The 17403-nt window shown below is 64.2% G+C and carries 16 protein-coding genes; 12 read left to right on the top strand and 4 right to left on the bottom strand.

Features of this window, described 5'->3' with window-relative positions; genetic code table 11:
• Positions 1-372: 372 nt before the first annotated feature.
• From OCQ_RS13675 to OCQ_RS13655, 4 genes are all read left to right on the top strand, one after another.
• Positions 373-1578, top strand: a complete 1206-nt coding sequence (locus tag OCQ_RS13675; protein ID WP_014384907.1) for a cytochrome P450 — start codon at positions 373-375, stop codon at positions 1576-1578.
• Between the two features lies 1 nt (position 1579).
• Entirely contained in the window at positions 1580-2797 is a 1218-nt protein-coding gene (locus OCQ_RS13670; RefSeq protein WP_014384906.1) for an acyl-CoA dehydrogenase family protein, read from the top strand.
• A gap of 296 nt (positions 2798-3093) precedes the next feature.
• Positions 3094-3933: an NAD(P)-dependent oxidoreductase gene (locus tag OCQ_RS13660; protein ID WP_014384904.1), complete on the top strand. Its 840-nt coding sequence runs from the start codon at positions 3094-3096 to the stop codon at positions 3931-3933.
• Positions 3933-4754 (top strand): mycofactocin-coupled SDR family oxidoreductase, encoded by an 822-nt coding sequence (locus OCQ_RS13655; RefSeq protein WP_014384903.1) that lies wholly within the window; start codon positions 3933-3935, stop codon positions 4752-4754. Before OCQ_RS13660 ends, OCQ_RS13655 begins: the two co-directional genes overlap by 1 nt.
• 177 nt (positions 4755-4931) lie before the next feature.
• On the opposite strand, the gene OCQ_RS26805 is transcribed toward OCQ_RS13655, so the two are convergent.
• Together OCQ_RS26805 and OCQ_RS13650 are read right to left on the bottom strand one after the other, a co-directional pair.
• On the bottom strand, positions 4932-5084 hold the full coding sequence (locus OCQ_RS26805) for a DUF7156 family protein (RefSeq protein ID WP_014384902.1): 153 nt from the start codon (positions 5082-5084) through the stop codon (positions 4932-4934).
• Positions 5085-5101: 17 nt separating this feature from the next.
• A complete protein-coding gene (locus OCQ_RS13650; RefSeq protein ID WP_014384901.1) occupies positions 5102-6016 on the bottom strand; it encodes a spirocyclase AveC family protein in 915 nt (304 codons plus the stop codon).
• Between the two features lie 115 nt (positions 6017-6131).
• Here OCQ_RS13650 and OCQ_RS13645 point away from each other — a divergent pair, with 115 nt between their 5' ends.
• Both OCQ_RS13645 and OCQ_RS13640 read left to right on the top strand, forming a co-directional pair.
• Positions 6132-7313 carry a phosphotransferase gene (locus tag OCQ_RS13645; RefSeq protein WP_014384900.1) on the top strand — a complete coding sequence of 394 codons (1182 nt, stop codon included), beginning with the start codon at positions 6132-6134 and terminating at the stop codon, positions 7311-7313.
• An 80-nt stretch (positions 7314-7393) separates the two neighbouring features.
• The gene (locus OCQ_RS13640) at positions 7394-8434 is read left to right on the top strand and encodes a spirocyclase AveC family protein (RefSeq protein WP_014384899.1); all 1041 of its coding nucleotides are present in this window, start codon (positions 7394-7396) and stop codon (positions 8432-8434) included.
• A gap of 6 nt (positions 8435-8440) precedes the next feature.
• On the opposite strand, the gene OCQ_RS13635 is transcribed toward OCQ_RS13640, so the two are convergent.
• Positions 8441-9031, bottom strand: a complete 591-nt coding sequence (locus OCQ_RS13635; protein ID WP_014384898.1) for a TetR family transcriptional regulator — start codon at positions 9029-9031, stop codon at positions 8441-8443.
• Positions 9032-9197: 166 nt separating this feature from the next.
• Here OCQ_RS13635 and OCQ_RS13630 point away from each other — a divergent pair, with 166 nt between their 5' ends.
• Positions 9198-10388 carry a cytochrome P450 gene (locus OCQ_RS13630; protein ID WP_014384897.1) on the top strand — a complete coding sequence of 397 codons (1191 nt, stop codon included), beginning with the start codon at positions 9198-9200 and terminating at the stop codon, positions 10386-10388.
• Between the two features lie 24 nt (positions 10389-10412).
• Here OCQ_RS13630 and OCQ_RS13625 read toward each other — a convergent pair whose 3' ends face one another.
• Positions 10413-11333, bottom strand: coding sequence for a TIGR03619 family F420-dependent LLM class oxidoreductase (locus OCQ_RS13625; protein WP_041784995.1), 921 nt, complete (start codon positions 11331-11333; stop codon positions 10413-10415).
• A 216-nt stretch (positions 11334-11549) separates the two neighbouring features.
• Between OCQ_RS13625 and OCQ_RS13620 the strand changes: the two genes are divergently transcribed.
• The 5 genes from OCQ_RS13620 to OCQ_RS13600 all read left to right on the top strand — a co-directional run bounded on the left by OCQ_RS13620 (position 11550) and on the right by OCQ_RS13600 (position 17390).
• Entirely contained in the window at positions 11550-13172 is a 1623-nt protein-coding gene (locus tag OCQ_RS13620) for a PEP-utilizing enzyme (protein WP_014384895.1), read from the top strand.
• Positions 13169-14185, top strand: a complete 1017-nt coding sequence (locus OCQ_RS13615; RefSeq protein WP_014384894.1) for a hypothetical protein — start codon at positions 13169-13171, stop codon at positions 14183-14185. The genes OCQ_RS13620 and OCQ_RS13615 overlap by 4 nt, the downstream gene beginning before the upstream one ends.
• Positions 14186-14246: 61 nt before the next feature.
• Positions 14247-14612, top strand: coding sequence for a DUF4286 family protein (locus tag OCQ_RS13610; protein WP_014384893.1), 366 nt, complete (start codon positions 14247-14249; stop codon positions 14610-14612).
• Positions 14612-15220 (top strand): nitroreductase, encoded by a 609-nt coding sequence (locus OCQ_RS13605; protein WP_014384892.1) that lies wholly within the window; start codon positions 14612-14614, stop codon positions 15218-15220. Before OCQ_RS13610 ends, OCQ_RS13605 begins: the two co-directional genes overlap by 1 nt.
• A 19-nt stretch (positions 15221-15239) precedes the next feature.
• Positions 15240-17390 (top strand): acyl-CoA dehydrogenase, encoded by a 2151-nt coding sequence (locus OCQ_RS13600; protein ID WP_014384891.1) that lies wholly within the window; start codon positions 15240-15242, stop codon positions 17388-17390.
• Positions 17391-17403 lie beyond the last annotated feature (13 nt).

The raw sequence follows: 17403 nt of genomic DNA, 5'->3' as shown, positions 1-17403 counted from the left end.
TCGATCAGGGACGCTCCTCAAAATTCGATCCGGCGACACCTCGGATGCATCACACAACGTCTTTACCGGGTTACGAGCTTGTGTAGTCGTGGGGAACATATAAATGTATAGCTGATTATGGTGCCTTCGCGCATCAAAATGAAGGTGGAATTCAACTCGTGTGTGCAGCGCCAGTAGACGAACAAGCTCGGGGCTTGTGCACCGGACGGTAACATAGTTAACCTAGTTCTATGCGTCGGGTGCCGCTGGCCCGGCGACACCCAGTTGAATCTGGCAGTCAGCTGGCTGCCACACCGCTCAGCGGAGGGCACGTCGACGGGTTCCCACCACGGACCAGGTGTCCCCTCGAGCACGGCAGCACAGAAGGACGACATGATCGAGAGTCAGCCCAGCGCAGTCTGTCCCGTCAAAGAGTTGGAGATGAACACGGCCGGTAGTCCCGCGCTGACGCACTTCCGGCGGCTGGACGAGTGTCAGGACGCGGGCGGCCCGGTCTTTCGCAACAGCGAGGCGGGGGCGGAGTACTGGGTGTTCACAGACAACTCGGTGATCCTGGATGGACTCCAGCACCCGGAGCTCTGGTCCAGCAGCGTCATCGTGCCGACCGAACCGGAACCGCCCTACAAGTGGATTCCTATCATGATCGATCCGCCCGACCACGCCAAGTGGCGTCATGTGCTGGCAGAGTACTTCTCGCCCGGACGCGTCAAGGGCCTGCGCGATGCGCAGGAGAGCCTCGCCGCCGGACTGATCGAGCAGGTCGTCGGCGAGGGTAGATGCGACTTCGTCGAACGGATCTCGCGTGTATTCCCGTCCACGGTGTTCCTGACGATCATGGGCATGCCCGTCGAGGACCTCGAGCAGTTCATGGCGTGGGAAGACAAAATTCTGCATCAGAGCGGCGTAGGCGAGGAGGTGAACGCCGCCCGTTTCGAGGGCATGCAGCAGGTGATGGGCTACTTCTCCGGTCTGATTCAACAGCGCCGGGAGGATCGTGATCCGCAGGCTGACGACATCGTCAGCAAGGCGATTGACTGGACCATCGACGGCCAGCCGATCAACGACCTCGAGCTGCTGAACTGTCTGCTACTGCTGTTCATGGCCGGGCTCGACACGGTGTCCAATCAGCTCTCCTACGCCATGCTGCACTTGGCCACCCATCCTGCCGACCGTGCCAGGATCGTCGCCCAACCCGAGCTCATCCCAAGGGCGGTTGAGGAGCTGCTACGGGTCTATCCGATCGTGCAAACAGCCCGAAAGGCAACGCAGGACATGGACTTTCATGGATGCCCTGTTAAGGCCGGCGACATGGCGGCGTTCCCGCTTGCCTTCGCCGGACGCGACAAGGCGGCCTACCCTGATGCCCGCAAGGTTGACCTCGACCGCGGCGTTACGCGTCACCTGTCCTTCGGCGGTGGGCCGCACCGGTGTCTGGGTTCGCACCTCGCCCGCCAGGAGCTGGTGGTGGTTCTGCAGGAGTGGCACAAGCGCATTCCAGACTACGAAGTCGCCGGGCAACCCATCGAACACGGCGGACAGGTGTTCGGCGTGGATTCATTGAACCTGACGTGGCAGTGACGTGAGCCTGCCACGCGCACAGGACAGGATCTGGCACGACATCGGGCTTCCCGCGGAAATCGTCGAACTGCGAGCAGAAGTCCGACTCGCCGTCGAGAAGGCCGTCGCACCCCACGCCGCTCAGATAGGCCAGCGCGAAGAGACCGCGGACAGCTTTCCATGGAAGGCTTTTCGCGGACTTGCCGACGAGGGCGTCTTCGCGATCCCGTTCGGCCCGAAATTCGGCCGTGGCCTGCAGTACCCCTTGCTCGGTACCTGCACGGCGACCGAGGAGATCGCCTATCACAGCAGCAGCATGGCGGGCGTGTACGACGGCCAGTGCATCCTGGCGCCAAAGGCGTTGTCGTTCGGCTCGAGCGAGTTGCAGGCAAAGCTCGTTCCTGGACTCGTCAGCGGTGACCTCGTCTTCGCCTTCGCCACAACCGAACCCGATGCCAGCAGCGATTTGTCCGTCGAGGCGATGCAGACGGTCGCCGAGGAGACCTCCGACGGCTTCGTGGTGACCGGGCGAAAGCGCTGGATCACCAACAGTCCAGTGGCCGCCTGGGTCGCGGTGCTGTGCCGCAGCGGGCGAGGCATGACGATGCTCGCCATCGATCTGAAGAACAGCCCCGGCATAAGAATCGGCACGCCCGACCTGAAGATGGGACACCGCGGCCAGCTCACCGCGGACATCGTCTTCGACCAAGTCGTCGTCCCGCGCGCGAATGTGCTGGGGGAGCCGGGCAACGGATTGTCGGTCGCTCTTGCCACGCTGACCTACGGCCGCATCGGTATCGCCGCTGCTGGAGTGGGCGTCGCGCAGGCTGCCCTCGATCTGGCGGTCGAGCGGATGCGCACGCGCCACGTGTTCGGCAAGCCCCTTGGTGCGATGCAACATTGGCAATACCGGCTCGCCGAACGTGCCACTGAGCTCGAGTGCGCGCGAAACTTGTATCAAAAGGCGGCGCTGCGAGTCGATAGCGGGGAGCGTCACGCCGAGCCTGAGGCGTCGATGGCCAAGTCGTTCGCCACCCGGCTGGCCGCCGACCTGGCCCGTGACGCGATCCAGGTCTACGGCGGGTATGGGTTCGCTCGCAAGGTGTCGGAGACGGGTGAGACGTTCCGGCTCGAAGAGCTCTACCGGGATGCGAAGATTCTCGAGATCTTCGAGGGCGCAAATGAAGTGCTGCAGTGGGTGATAGCCCGACAGCTGATCGGCCGAGATGTGACGGGTTAGCGTGCATGCGACGTTCGTTGACGTTCGACGTCACCAGAGGCGTTGGGTCCGATGAGGAACTGACTCAGGAGGCATGGCGGTTTCTGCCTCAGCATCCTGCGGACGTGCGTGGCGTGCTGCTCTGTCTCGCCGGGGGTACATACGACAAGCACTACTGGCACATTGACATCGACGGCTACCCCGGGTACAGCTTTGGCGAGCACCTGGCGACTCCGGGTTCGTCGTCATCGCAGTGGATCGCCCCAGGATCGGTGGCCGCTCGCCGCGCCGTATCCGCCGACGCTTAGAGGAGAGCAATGACCAATACCGTCGGATTCCTCGGCGCCGGACAACTCGGAGAACCCATGGTCGAGCGGTTGCTCGGCGCCGGCCACGACGTGCTGGTCTACGCCCGGCGCGAGGAGGCCCGCCAACGACTGGAGGCGAAGGGTGCAGCGATCGCCGATTCGGTGGCCGGCCTGGCGCGCGGCAGCGACTTCCTCATCTCATGCCTGTTCTCCGACGCGCAGCTGCGCGAAACCGGCGTCGGGCCAGACGGTTTTATCGCCAACGCGAAGCCGGGCTTGGTGTTCGTCTCTCATACGACAGGCACACTGGCCACGCTCGAGGCGTTGTCGGACGGTTCTCCCACGGCGCCGATTATCCTCGACGCCCCGGTCAGCGGGACCGCGGACGACATCGCCGCGGGTACGTTGACGGTGCTGATCGGGGGACCGGGGGACGCGGTCTCCGCCGTGACGCCGATCCTGGCCGCCTACGCCGACCCGGTAGTGCCGACCGGTGTGCTGGGCAGCGCGTTGGCGCTCAAGCTGATCAACAACCTGTTGTTCGCCGCCAACGCCCAACTCCTGGCAGCCGCAACCCAACTGGGTGGCCAGCTGGGCGTCGATTCCGACGTGCTGTTGTCCACGCTGCGAGTGTGTAGCGCCAACAGTCATGCGGCCGCCCACGCCCACCGCATCGGCGGGATGGACCGGTTCGCCGAGCTGGCCGGACCGTTCCTGCGCAAGGACATCGCGGCATGCCGCGAGGCCGCCGCCGAGGCGGGCGTGGAACTCGGGTTGCTGGGCACCGCTGTACGGGAGGGTCCGCTGGAGCTCGACGCCGTCGACTCAGCGACCGGAGCAACACCCTGATGACGGGTCGACTCGCGGGCAAGGTCGCATTCATCACCGGTGCCGCCAGGGGCCAGGGCCGCGCACACGCGGTGCGGATGGCTGAAGAAGGGGCCGACATCATCGCCGTCGACCTCGCCGGCCCGTTGCCCGAATCAGTGCGTTACCCATCGGCAACCGCAGACGACCTCGCCGAGACCGTGGAGTTGGTCAAAGCGAAAGGTAGCCGAATCTTGGCTACCGCCACGGACATCCGCGATCTGGACGCGCTACGAACCACTGTGAACGAGGGCGTCGAAGCCTACGGGCGATTGGACGTCATCGTGGCCAACGCCGGGATCTGCATCCCGTCGCCATGGAACGAGATCACCCCAGAAGCGTTTCGCGACATCATCGACGTCAATGTGACGGGTACGTGGAACACCGTGATGGCCGGTGCGCAACGGATCATCGACGGTGGCCGCGGCGGGTCGATCATCCTGATCAGCTCCTATGCTGGGGTGAAGGTGCAGCCCTACATGGTGCACTACACCGCCAGCAAGCATGCCGTCACAGGCATGGCCCGGGCCTTCGCCGCAGAGCTGGGCAAGCACGAAATCAGGGTCAACAGCGTGCACCCCGGGCCGGTCAACACGCCGATGGGGGGCGGGGACATGATCGCCGCGCTGTTTGCCGCGATCGAAACCAACCCCGCTCTCAACAACATGGGGACGCCGTTCCTTCCACAGTGGGCCTGCGAGCCGGAAGACGTTGCGGCCGCGGTGTGTTGGCTGGCCTCTGACGAGTCGCGCTTCGTAACGGCCACCCGTTTGTCGGTCGACCAGGGCATGGCGCAGTTCTGAGCGTTTCGCCTCACTTTCTTCTTCGGTGACGCGTCCCAGAGGTCGCGGTGGTGACAGGTATTCGTCGTCACCCGCGGAGCAAACGGATTGGCCGGTAAGGGGCACTAAGGCTCGTCGGCAAGGCGGCGCAGATCACCATCGTGTGCCCCAGGAGCTGTTCGGGCCCCTGCCGCGACGTCACATCGCGATGACGATGCCCTGAGTGAGCGCAACGATGACGCCGAGAACGACGAGAAAAGTTAAGGATCCTCCGACCAGTTTGACGGTCTCGCGCCACAGGGCGGCGTTGCTCTGTGGCGGAAGGAAGAATTCCGCCGGCAGCTCTTTCACATCGAGGTCCCTTCAAATCACGGAACGTAGGGGCTGTCGGCGCCGGTAGCCGCGCGCATCACCAGGAGCGGAACGACAAGGAACACAAAGAAGCTGACCTGGAAGACGATGAACCAGGCACCGAGCCGCAGGAATTCGAAGCGCCAGCGCGGAATGGTGACCTCGTAGTTCAGCCACGCGTCGAACTCATGCTGCTTGGTCGGTTGCACCTGCTTGGTGGCCACGGCGACCGAGCCGGCAGCGACGGTGTCGCCGGGAGGAGGCGGAATGACCTTCGGCATGGTGAATCGATCCAATCGGCAGAATCGCTCGAAGTGGTTGAGGCCACGTATCGGCGGTTTGCCGGCCCAGTAGGCGATCAAGTTGGGCCACACACACATGATGCCGATCGTCCAGAGCAATGTGATGCGCCCGCCGTTGCCCCATTGGAGCACGGGCCCGATGCCGGGGTCATACGTCCACCAGCCCATCGCCGTCGCCGTGCCCTCGACGACGAAGTCCCAGACGTAGTTGACCGGAATAGCAAGTATCACCATCGATTTGAGCATGCTCCAACCGAACCGGATGGAAACCCATTGGCTGAGCCACAGCACCAGCAGCGCATGCACGCCCCAGTACACCGCGTAGGCGAACGGCATGAATAGCGGATCGTGTGGGGTCTTGACAGGCAGCCACTCGAGCACGTGGTGTTGTGCAAACAACGGACTGTAGAAGAGCATCTGGCCCCAGTCGCCGATGGTCTCCATCCAATACACCGCAAGGCTGTTGAAGAGGAACAGGAACCCCCAGGTCAGGCGTCGGCGACGAATCGCGTCGGCTATTGCCAGCACGATGAAGATGCTCCCGACGATGGGGATGACCCAGTTGAAGAACCACACGCCGGATGGTTCGACGGTCGCGGGTGGTGCCAGATCCGAAGCGGCTGACAGCATCGTTGCCTCTCAACGAGCAAGTGTTGGAGCGGAGTCCAACACGTTTTTGGTACATGTGTAACCTAGTTCACTACATGTTGTTTGTCACCTGAATCTGCAATGGGGGTGCCGCTCCGTGACGACTCGAACGCTGCGGCATCGTGCCAGCGCGGCGGCAGCGAATCTCACCGCGGCGGGCGAGCTTGTCGCCGCAGTCTTGCCGACGCTGCCCGGATCCGGCCCGTCGTCAGCGGCGGATGTCACGGCCGAATGGTTGACGAGGCACCTGGCGAGTACGACGCCGGGTGCTGTGGCGCAGCGGATTTCACCGCTGGACGGCACAACGGGTACGACAGACCGTCGGCGCCTGGCGGTTGAATGGAACGACTCGGGTCGGACAGCGGGACTGCCCGACCGTCTGTTTCTCAAGAGCACCCCGCTGTCTGCAAAGAACCGCACGATGGTGGCGGCATTGGGGATGGCCGTCAACGAGGCACGCTTCTACAACGAGGCCGCCGACGAACTCGCCGGAGTCACCCCGCGCTCCTGGTATGCGCGTGCGGGGGTCGGAGCGCGATTCCTGATCGTTCTCGAGGATATCGTTGGCGCCGGCGGTCGGCCGTACGCATTGGCCGACAGGTGCGACATCGGCCACGCGCAGGGACTGATCGACGTCTTTGCGACTTTGCATGCCCGATTTTGGGAGAGCCCGCGGTTGGTAGGGGATCTGTCGTGGGTTCGAACGTGGAGCACCCGGCCGGGATACGGCGTGTTGAAGATGTTCTACTCGCGAGGCCGCCGCGGGGCACTTCGCCGGGAGCGTCCCGAGGTAACGCCTGCCGTGCGGGCTGTCGCGGCGGCTCTCGACACGCATGCCGATGCCTATTACCGGGAGTTCGAGTCGGGGCCGTTGACCCTCTTGCACGGCGACTCGCATCTGGGCAACACCTTCGCTTGGGCTGACGGACGGTCCGGACTTCTTGACTGGCAAGTGGTTTGGCGGGGGCCGGGACTGCGGGAGGTGTCCTACTGGATGACCACCGGGCTGGAGCCGGAGATGCGTCGCGCTGCGGAGCGCGATCTCATCGAGCGATACCTGCAGGGTCTGCGTGCTTACGGAGTGAAGGACGTACCGGCCTTCGACACCGCGTTCGACTTGTACCGCCTTTTCGCCGCCGAAGCCTGGGATGCGACAGCGATGACGATCAATTGGCCGGGTCTGCAGGCACAGCAGAATTCCGTCGCTGCCTTCCGGCGGGCCTGCACGGCCGTCGAGGATCTCGACACCGCCGCGCTGATAAACCGGCTGTACCGTTAGCAGCCCGGCTCGATGCCGGACGTTGACTCTATGACAGTGAACTGTCATCTTTGGTTAGGACGTGCCGAAGGAGCTACCAAGTGACGGATCTGAAGTCCTCTAGCCGGACAGAGCCATCGGCCGTCGAGCCCCCGCAGATCAAGACGATTCGGCCAGTGCTGTTCTGGTCGAGTGTCGGCGCCGTGTGCGTCGTCGTTGCCGCCTACGTCTACGCGTCATGGATCATCGCGGGGAACGCATTACCGGTGGGTCCGGGTCCTGATCCGATCCCGGGCGGCACCCAGGTCGCGATCGCGGTCTTCCAGATTGTCTGCCCGCTACTCGCTCTGGTCGCCATCGGCTACGTCGTCCGCAAAAGCCTGCGCGAACGTCAACTCTGCGTCGAAGCCGCCATCGTGATCGGATCGGCGATCGCATGGTGGCACGACCCCCTGATCAACTGGTTTCAGCCGGTGCTGTTCTACAACGCCGGCCTGGTCAACTTCGGTAACTGGACGCAAAACATCCCCGGCTGGCTCAGCCCGGACGGTCGATTGATGGCCGAGCCGGTGCTGATGATCGGAATGATCTACATCTGGATGCCGCTGGCTATGGGCTCGATCGCCCGATGGACCATGGGGCGAGCGCGGCACCGGTGGCCGATGCTGGGGCCCGTCCGCACGTTCTGCACCGGTTGGCTTGCGGTGTACGTCATCGAGTTTCCGCTCGAGATCTTTGCGGTGCGCCACGGCCTGCTCGGCTATCCGGCGTCGATTCCCGGCGTCACGCTCTGGGCGGGTCAGACGATGCAGATACCGCTCTACGGACCCCTCCTGTGGTCGCTGGTGCTCAGCTCCAGCGGAGCGCTGATGTTCTTTCGCAACCGCGCCGGCCAGGTCCGGGTGGAGGCGGGTGTGGAGACGCTGCGGTGGGCCGGACCACGGGTCAGAGGACTGCTGAGGGCGCTCGCGGTGACCGGGTTTCTGCACGCGGTGGCAATAGGTGTGTACGACGTGCCGGTGAACCTCGCCGGCTTCTACGCCGGGCCTACCCAGACCTACCCCAGCTATCTGCGCACGCAGTTTTGCGGACCAGGCACACCTCGACACTGTCCCGACGGCACCCGTTTCGGCGATCGCTAGGTCGCGCTACTTCAGCACCGCGGGCAGAGCGGCGAACTCCTGGCGGATCAGGTCCTCGAGCGAGCGGCCCGGTGTCGACAACCACTGGTTGAGGGCCCGCTCGACCAGCAGCATGCCGACGGCCGCCAAGAGCCGGCATTCGGTGTCGGGTGCCGGCAATCGGCGTCGCTCGGCGATCACCTTGGCGACGGTCTCGGCGTTGGCCTCATGGTTTTTCCGCTCGCGGCCTAGCAGCACGAGCGACGACGCGACAGCGTCGTGGTACTGACCGATCCTTTTACGGATGCGCTTGAGGCCGGGCGCCAGCAACGCGAAGGAATTCGCCAACGCCTCGAAATCTGACACCTTGTCCGGTTGAGCGAGGTAGACACCGCTCACGGCGTCGATGAAGTCGTACTCGCCGAAGAAAAGCACCGACTCCTTGGTCGGGAAGTAGCGGAAGAAGGTTCTCGGCGAAACGCCCACGCTCTCGGCGATCTGGTCCGTGGTGGTCTCGTCGTAACCGTTGGTGCTGAACAGGTTCAGGGCCGAATTCAGCAGAGCATTGCGGATCCGGTCCGCATGCGCGTCCCGCGGTGATCGATCGCCCCGGGCCATCCGCCATCCCCTTTCAAGTCTGGGTGTCTCGACAGTACAACGACTCTGGGTGCCGGCACATCGTTGACACTCGTTGTGATACCAACGATACTTCCAATATATGACAGTGCACTGTCATAGTGAAATTTGAGCGCTAACCGGCGCGGGCAGAGAGGACCTGGTCTCAATGACCGAGCTCGGCATCACCGGAACGCTGAACATCAACGATCTGCCCTTCACGGAGGACCGCACGCGCGCGTGGCGGGAACTGCGGGAGGCCGGCGAGGCGGTGAGTTCTGGCGAAGAGGTCGTGCTCACCAGCGCCGAGGCCGTCGAGTTCGCGGCCAAGCGACCTGAGATCTTCTCATCGGCAAAAGCTTTCGACCGCCTGGGAAGCCCGGTCCCGCTGGTACCGATCGCGATAGATCCGCCGGATCACACCCGGTTCCGCCGAATGCTTGATCCGTTCTTCAGCCCCAAGAAGATGGCTGAGCGTGAGTCCGAATTACGCAGGCAGGCCGGGGAGTTGATTGACGCCATCGTCGCGCGCGGCGAGTGCGATGTGGTGCCCGATCTCGCCACACCGTTTCCTTCCCAGGTGTTTTTGACGCTGTTCGGGCTACCCATGGCGGACCGCGACCGGCTGGTGCAGTGGAAGGATGCGATTCTGCAATTCACCGATCCGAGTAGCACCGAGGCGACCCCGGAGGTGATGGCTCACGCGCTGGAACTGTTCACCTATCTAACCGAGCACATCGCCGAGCGGCGCGCCGATTCGACCGGCGACGACATGCTCACCCAGCTGATACAAGACACCGACGAGGGTGGCATGTCCGACAACGAGATCCTCGGCCTCTGTTTCATGTTCGTGCTGGCCGGGCTCGACACCGTCACCTCTGCGGTGGGGTTTTCTCTGGCCAGGCTCGCGGCCGACACCAAGATGCGCCGCCGTATCGCGAACGACTTCGGGCTCATTCCCGCGTTCATCGAGGATATGTTGCGCGTCGACGGACCTGTTCCTTTCGCACCACGTGTCACCACCGAGGAGGTCGAGGTGGCGGGCAGGGTCGTGCCGAAGGACACCACGGTCATGCTCAGTTATGGCAGCGCCGATCGTGATCCGCGGCGGTATCAGGAAGCCGATGAGGTTCATCTCGACAGCAAGGTTGTGCACTTCGCGTTCGGACGTGGACCGCACCGGTGTCTGGGTTCGCATCTGGCGCGTCTCGAACTCCGACTCATCCTCGAGGAATGGCACTCCCGCATACCCGAATACACTCTGGCTCAAGGCAAGCCGCCACAGATGCCGTGGCCGACTGGGACGATGTCGCTGCAATCGGTTCCGCTGAACATCAAGCCGTCATCGCGGGGTCAGTAAATCTGACGGTCGTGGCGCGAAGCCTCATCCGACCTTCGGGATGATTTCCTCAGCCACCCACTGCATGTGGTCGAGGTAGGCATTCAACCCGTCCAACGCGGGCGGGTTGACCCAGGTGTCCGTCACGCCACGCTCGGCCAGCATGTTGCAGTTGTCGATGACCTGCTGGGCGCTCTGGCCAAAATGGGCATTGGGGTCGTCGACGACGGCGTGCTCCTGACCGATCGACAGCACCGCAAGGCTGTAGAACAGGGAGAACGGCCGGTCGTCGAACCCGGGCTGCGAGCGTAGGTAGTCCATCTTGGCGGGCAGTTCGTCGGGCTTGGTCAGCCATGGCGCCCAGCCGTTGCCGAACCGAGCCGCGCGGCGCAGCACCGCGTCGGCGTCCCCACCCATCCACACTGTCGGGTGGGGTTTGGAGATTGGTTTGGGCCCGAATGCGATGTCGTCGAACTTGACGAAGTCGCCGTCGAAGCTTGGCGAATCGCTGTGCCACAACTCGAACATCGCCTCAAGACACTCGTCCGCTATACGGCCACGCTGGGAGAAGGGAACGCCGATCGCGTCATACTCCTCCTTGAGCCAACCGACACCGACAGTGGTCTGGGCCCGACCGCCACTGAGCCAATCGAACGTTGCGATCTGTTTCGCGGCGATGATCGGGTTGTGCAACGGCAAAATCGTGACCATCGACCCAATGGTGATCGTCGAAGTTGCGCCCGCGACGAAGGCCTGGGCAGTGGTGGCGTCAAAGTAGTGGTCCCCGGACAACTCCACATGACCCGTCGGGGTGAGGAAGTGTTCGGGCAGGAACACCATCGAATAGCCCAGCTGCTCGGCGCGTTGGGCAGCTCGCGCGATATCAGCGCCGGTGAGCTGGTGTTCCCACGGCTGCGTGATCGCTGCGACATGCATGCAGTTGGGTAGGTACACGGCGAATCTCATCTGGCACCTTCCGATTTCATGCCCGTTGGCGGAGCGTTGACTGAATGATCCGACGCCAGGCCGAGCGACTCGCTCATTATGACAGTCTACTGTCGCCCGTCAAGCACGGGGCTGCCGCGTCCGTAGATTCAAATCTGCTGACACAGCAGCTAGTCTGATGCGATACTCGTATGCGGATACGACAGCCTACTGTCAAGATATGCGAGCAGGAGAACCATGCATACCGGCCCCGCGGTGCCCTTAACCGATCCGATCCGGGGCAGGAGCGAACCTGATCGCCTCTGGACTCTGACGAACGTTGGCGAAGCGACGCCCGATATCCTCTCCCCGCTGTGCTGGTCACTGTGGGGGACCGGTGTCGAATTCGCTTCCCGCGGCGGCCTCTACGACTTCGGCGTGCTGGGGTCATCGGCACTTCGGGTACCCGACGACCCGAATCAGTGGAGCACCGCCTGCTTCTTTGGCAGACAAGCGATGAACGTCGATCGCGCCCGCGAACTCGCCGGATTGCTGCCCGGAATGACCGGTGACGACTTCGAACGCGACTTGTTGGGCGCAGTGCGGCCCGATGCGGCTCCGACCCGTAGCGACCCCCGCCGGTTGCCGGCAGTCGTCGTCAAGGCGCCGTTGGTGCAGGTGCGAGAGCGGTCTGCTCCGGTCCGTTTGCACCAACGCCAGATGAACTGGTGGCGGGCAACCGTGCTAAATGGACGATGGCCCGATCCGCGGACTCTGCTGACTGATTCGTCGCACCGGTTCAGTGCGGCGATGCGGGTACATGTCCGCACCCGGCTGATCCTCAATGTGTGTCGCGCACAGGTCGAATCGATCGCCGTCAAGGCGGGTCGTGGTGATCTGGTGCCCGCACTGTTGGCCGGGTACGGCGGCGTGATCGAAACCGAATTGGCCGATGACGTGTGGTCGTTGGGGCACCGACGGATTACGGTGGACGAGTTTCTTTCTCGGCACGGGTTCCATGGCCCCAATGAGGGCAATGTGATCGGGCATTCATGGCGGGAGGACCCAGAAGCGGTCCTGCGTGCTGCCGCCGCCCACAGCGGCAGGCCCGAGGCCGACCGCCCGGCGGTGCGCGCAGAACGTGCAGCATCGACGCGCCGGCACGCCGAGACCGATTTGCTCTCAACGCTTCCCCCGGCGAGACGCCTATTGGTGCGCCGGCTGCTGGCATTGACTGGGGCACAGGTGCGAGCCGTGGAACTGACCAAGGCCTCATTCCTGACCGCCGTTGATGGATGCCGCGCGGCCGCCGGCGGGTTCGGTGCTGAGTTGGTCGATGCCGGGACGCTGGATCGGATTGACGACGCCTGTTACCTGACTGTGGATGAACTGCTGGCTCCGCTTCCTGCGAACGTGCGCGATTTGGTGGAGTTTCGTCGAAGCCGGCGCGAGGAGTACCGGCGCCTTGAGGTGCCGTCGGTTTTCACCGGGATGCCCGAGGCTATCGAGATGTCGTGCGAACCGCCTCCAGCGGATGCCGTCGTTCACGGAACACCCGCAGGCCCAGGGGTCTTCGAAGGCACCGTAAGGGTGGTGGTCGATGCGGAATCTCACGACACCCTCGACGACGGCGAGGTACTGGTTTGCAAGTTCGTCGACCCTGGCTGGACCGCCTTGGTCTCGCTTGCGGGTGCCCTGGTAACCGACATGGGCAGTCCCGCCAGTCACGGGGCGATCGTCGCGCGCGAGCTCGGTATCACGTGCGTGGTCGGAACGGGGAACGGCACCAGGGCATTACGCAGCGGCGACGTCGTGAGGGTGGACGGGACCACCGGTGAGATCGTGGTGCTGGTCCGGTCTCGGGCCATGGTGGAGAAGTGAGCGTCGAGCCGGGCGCGCTCTCCTCGGGTCTGCCCGTGGCCAAGGAGCAAGTCGTGACCACTTGCCCGCCGGTGTCTTGCTGGACCGAAAATCTGCTGTTCACGCCCTACGACCCTGTGCACGACGTCGGCATGTGGCTGCATCTGGGCACCGTCGCCGACATGTGGGAGATGTGGGAGGACCGTGTCCTCATCGCGCTGCCCGCGGACCAGGGAGTCTTGTCCATGTGGGCGTATCACCGCACTGTGCCCGAGCGTCGGCCCGCAGGAGCCAGCCTGGCCTTCCGCTGTGAAGAGCCGTTCGTCAAGTGGCGCATCACTTTTGACGGATTCTGTCTGCGGTCTACCTATGACGCGATGCGCAGCGCTCCGTTGTCCGACGGGCCTAAGACCCACGTCCGGCTAGATCTGGAGGTGCACGGTGTGACCCCGGTGTGGGACGCCGAGGCCAGTCCGCTGACCGAGTCGGGCGCGGGAATGGCCGAACAGAGCTGGGCCAGAGAACACTACGAGCAGCTCACCCGTGTCGTCGGCGAGGTCACCGTAGGATCGGAGACGTTCCTGTTCGATGGTGGCGGCTGGCGCGATCATTCGCGTGGACCACGCGGTGCCGACACCCTCACCGACTGGGGCGGCCACGTCATCGCCGGGGGAGCCATGCCCAGCGGCCGCGCATTCGGTTTCTGCAGGTACTGGGCCCGAGATGGGCGTACCACGCTGCAGGGTGCTTACGCGGTAACCCACGGCTCACTGCGACACGTGGAACTGGAGGAGATCCCGCCACCGGCGATGTTGCAGCGCGACGGTGAGCAATTTAACTGCAAGCTCGACGGTCAACCGATCACGGGCACCATCTGCTCGTCGCTGTGGCTGTCGATGGCCGAGGGCCTGCCCTACGGGCTGGTGGATCCGGCGCGGGCCTACACCGTCAGCTGGGCCGAGCTGACGTGGGGCGGGGAGACCGGCTACGCCTACCTCGAGAGGTCGAGTCGCACCGCACCGCCGCGTCGTTGACTATGACAGTCGACTGTCATAATGTGGCAAAGGACCCTGGACGTCGAGAAAGGCGTGTGGCGTGGCTTCGAACCTGTTTATAGCTCTTACCAACCCGATCGAAGGCGAAGATGACGCCTTCAACAAGTGGTACGACGCCCAGCATGTGCCCGAGGTTCTCGATGTTCCCGGAGTCGTTGCGGCGCAACGCTACGACATCACCGAACTGAAGGTGCCCAACGATGAGGACCTGCCAGCTCAGTTACCGCCGCCGACGCACCGTTACATGGTGATCTACGAGTTGGACGACGACCCCGAGATCGTCATGGCGCAGTTCCTCAAGCGCGTGATGGCCGGCACGCTGTCATTGGGGGAGTGGCTCGATCTGACCACTGTTTCCCTCACCGGATGGGCGCCGCGCGGCGAACGTGTACTGGCGGAGCGCTAGTGGGCGAGTTGCTCGCGGGCATCCACGCCCAGCGTGCGTGTCGGCGTTTCGATCCGGACGGCAAGGTACCTGACTCCGATGTCGAGCAGATGCTGGCGGCCGCGGTACATGCGCCGAGCGCGGAGAACACCCAGCCTTGGACGTTCATCGTGGTCCGCGACGAGAGCAACCGTGCGCTGCTAGCGGCTTGGTGGACGGAGACGTGGAACGCGGGCGGCGGCGACTACGTCAGGTATAGCGTTGAGGACAAGGTATTGGTCGCCGACCTTGAATTCGGTTTCAGCAAGGGCGGCTTCGCCGCGGCGCCGGTCGTGGTGGTGGTGTGCGCCGATACCGATCGCGTGCCCGAGGTCTACGCACCGTCATCGATCTACCCGGCCGTGCAGAACATGCTGCTCGCCGCTGCCGACCTCGGCTATGGCTCGTGTCTGACTACCGGCCTGACCACCTTCGGTGTCGATCGCGTCCGCGAACTGCTGCAACTGCCCCAGAACCTGATCCCAATGGCGGCGGTCTACGTAGGCCCGCCCGCACGCAAGCTCTCGCCACCGCGCCGCCGCCCGGCGACATCGGTGACCCACCGCGAGCAGTTTGGCAACTCATGGTGAACATAACGGAGAACTGCCAATGCCCTTAGCGATAACCGAGGAGCATCGCGCGCTCGCCGACGTGGCGGGCGCGATGGTGGCCGGGCGCGCCGGCACCGTGAGTGCACGCCGGATCCTGCTCGACCGTGACAAAGGCGGTCGGTGGTGGTCTACCGACGGACTCTGGAAAGAGATGGTCTCCACCGGGTGGCTTGGCCTGCACATCGACGAACGGTTCGACGGTCAGGGTTACGGACTGCCTGAATTGACGATTGTGCTCGAGCAGCTCGGTCGCGCCGCGCTGGGAGGACCGTTTCTGCCCACCGTCGCAGTGTCCGCGGTGATCGCCGAAGTAGGGACCGACGGGCAGCGAGAGCGGTGGTTACCGCGGCTGGTGTCTGGTGACGTGATCGCGGGCATTGGCACCAAAGGCGATGTTGTTGTTCACGATTCGCAGGTCTCGGCCACCGGGGCGCCGGCACTGGCCGAGGCGGGCGCAGACCTGTTCCTGCTGCCCGCGGGTGACGACCTCGTTCTGGTGCAGGCCGGTGACGGCGTCAGTACACGATGCGTCGACTCGGTGGACCGGCTACTTGCACCGGTTGTCGTGGTCAGCCTGAGCTCCGTGCAGGTCGCCGACGTCTTCCCGGCCGCCGCCGGGGCAGCGGTGCGCATTCTTCGGCTGCTGGCCGCGGCCGAAGCCGTTGGCGGGCTGGGTGCGTGTACCGAGATGGCGACGGCCTACGCCGCCGGCCGCGAACAATTCGGCAGGCCTATTGGCTCTTTTCAGGCGGTCAAACACCACTGCGCGAACATGCTGGTGGATACCGAGCTGGCCGTCGCGGCTACCTGGGACGCCGCCCGCGCCGTTGGCGCGGAGGCTGAGCTGGCCGCGACGATGGCAGCCGGGCATGCGCTGACCGCCTATCAGCGGGTGGCGTTGCAGAACGTGCAGGTGCACGGCGGCATCGGCTACACCTGGGAGCACGACGCCCACCTCTACATCAGGCGGGCCACCGTGTTGCAGGCCTTCGTTGGTGACCAGGATGCTTTGCGGGACAAGGTTATCGCGCTGCAAGGCAGCGGAATGCGTCGGCGGCACTCGGTGGACCTACCCCAGGGCGCCGAGCAGTATCGCCAGGCCGCACTGGATTTCCGCTCTGAACTCGAGGCGTCCGACGCCGACGATCGCCAAAGGCTCTGGGCGCGCAGCGGTTACCTGCAACCGCATTGGCCCATCCCGTACGGGCGTGGTGCAGACAGCGTCGAGCAGTTGATCATCGAGGACGCCTTGGGCGGTTTGGACAAGCCGAGCCTCGGACTGGGTGAATGGGTGGTGCCGACGCTGCTCCAGCACGGCAGCAGCGAACAGATCGAGCGATTGATCTGGCCGAGCCTCGAGGGCGAGTTGCGGTGGTGCCAGCTGTTTAGCGAACCTGGCGCCGGCTCCGATGCGGCGGCGGTAGCCACGAAGGCCAGGCGCGTCGACGACGGCTGGGTGGTCAGCGGTCAGAAGGTATGGACCAGCGACGCGGTGAACTGCCAGCGCGGACTGGCCACTGTGCGCACCGATCCGAACGTGCGCAAGCACAAAGGCATTACGGCGATGATCATTGACCTCGCCGACCCGGCGGTGCGGATTCGCCCACTCACCGAGATCACCGGCGAGACGCTGTTCAACGAGGTGTTTTTCGACGACGTCTTCGTGCCCGATCGTGATGTGGTCGGCGCCGTCAACGACGGCTGGAGCGTGGCGATGGCGGCCTTCGGCAACGAGCGGGTGTCCATCGGCGGAGGCTCGGTCACCATGACCGCCGACACTTTGATCGATCTGCTGGCACGGCACCGGCCCGACGACAGTAGTGTCGCGCGCGAGGTCGGTGCACTGCTGATCGAGTCGTATACCTTGGCCACCCTGAATCTGCGGCAGGCGGCGCGGGCAGTCTTCGACGCCGGACCCGGAATCGAAGGCAACATCGCCAAGCTGTTCGGGGCCGAGCACGCCCAGCGCGTGGCCGAGTTGGGACTGCGTCTCGCGGGCCGCGCCATCTTGGTCGGCGAGGAACAACAGGTTGTGCACGATTATCTGTTCAGCCGGTGCCTGACGATCGCAGGCGGCACGTCGGAGATCGTCAGAAACCTGATCGCCGAGCGCATTCTGGGCCTGCCGCGCGATCCGGCGCCCAAGTAGATTGGAGAGCCAG

It is taken from the genome of Mycobacterium paraintracellulare (assembly GCF_000276825.1).
In the GTDB taxonomy this organism is placed as follows: Bacteria; Actinomycetota; Actinomycetes; order Mycobacteriales; family Mycobacteriaceae; genus Mycobacterium; species Mycobacterium intracellulare.
This window is presented reverse-complemented; position numbering and strand designations above follow the sequence as displayed.

Coding starts and splice junctions, on each gene's coding strand:
- OCQ_RS13675 (WP_014384907.1), top strand. CDS start 373: ATGATCGAGAGTCAGCCCAGCGCAGTCTGTCCCGTCAAAGAGTTGGAG.
- OCQ_RS13660 (WP_014384904.1), top strand. CDS start 3,094: ATGACCAATACCGTCGGATTCCTCGGCGCCGGACAACTCGGAGAACCC.
- OCQ_RS13655 (WP_014384903.1), top strand. CDS start 3,933: ATGACGGGTCGACTCGCGGGCAAGGTCGCATTCATCACCGGTGCCGCC.
- OCQ_RS13650 (WP_014384901.1), bottom strand. CDS start 6,016: ATGCTGTCAGCCGCTTCGGATCTGGCACCACCCGCGACCGTCGAACCA.
- OCQ_RS13635 (WP_014384898.1), bottom strand. CDS start 9,031: ATGGCCCGGGGCGATCGATCACCGCGGGACGCGCATGCGGACCGGATC.
- OCQ_RS13630 (WP_014384897.1), top strand. CDS start 9,198: ATGACCGAGCTCGGCATCACCGGAACGCTGAACATCAACGATCTGCCC.
- OCQ_RS13625 (WP_041784995.1), bottom strand. CDS start 11,333: ATGAGATTCGCCGTGTACCTACCCAACTGCATGCATGTCGCAGCGATC.
- OCQ_RS13620 (WP_014384895.1), top strand. CDS start 11,550: ATGCATACCGGCCCCGCGGTGCCCTTAACCGATCCGATCCGGGGCAGG.
- OCQ_RS13600 (WP_014384891.1), top strand. CDS start 15,240: ATGCCCTTAGCGATAACCGAGGAGCATCGCGCGCTCGCCGACGTGGCG.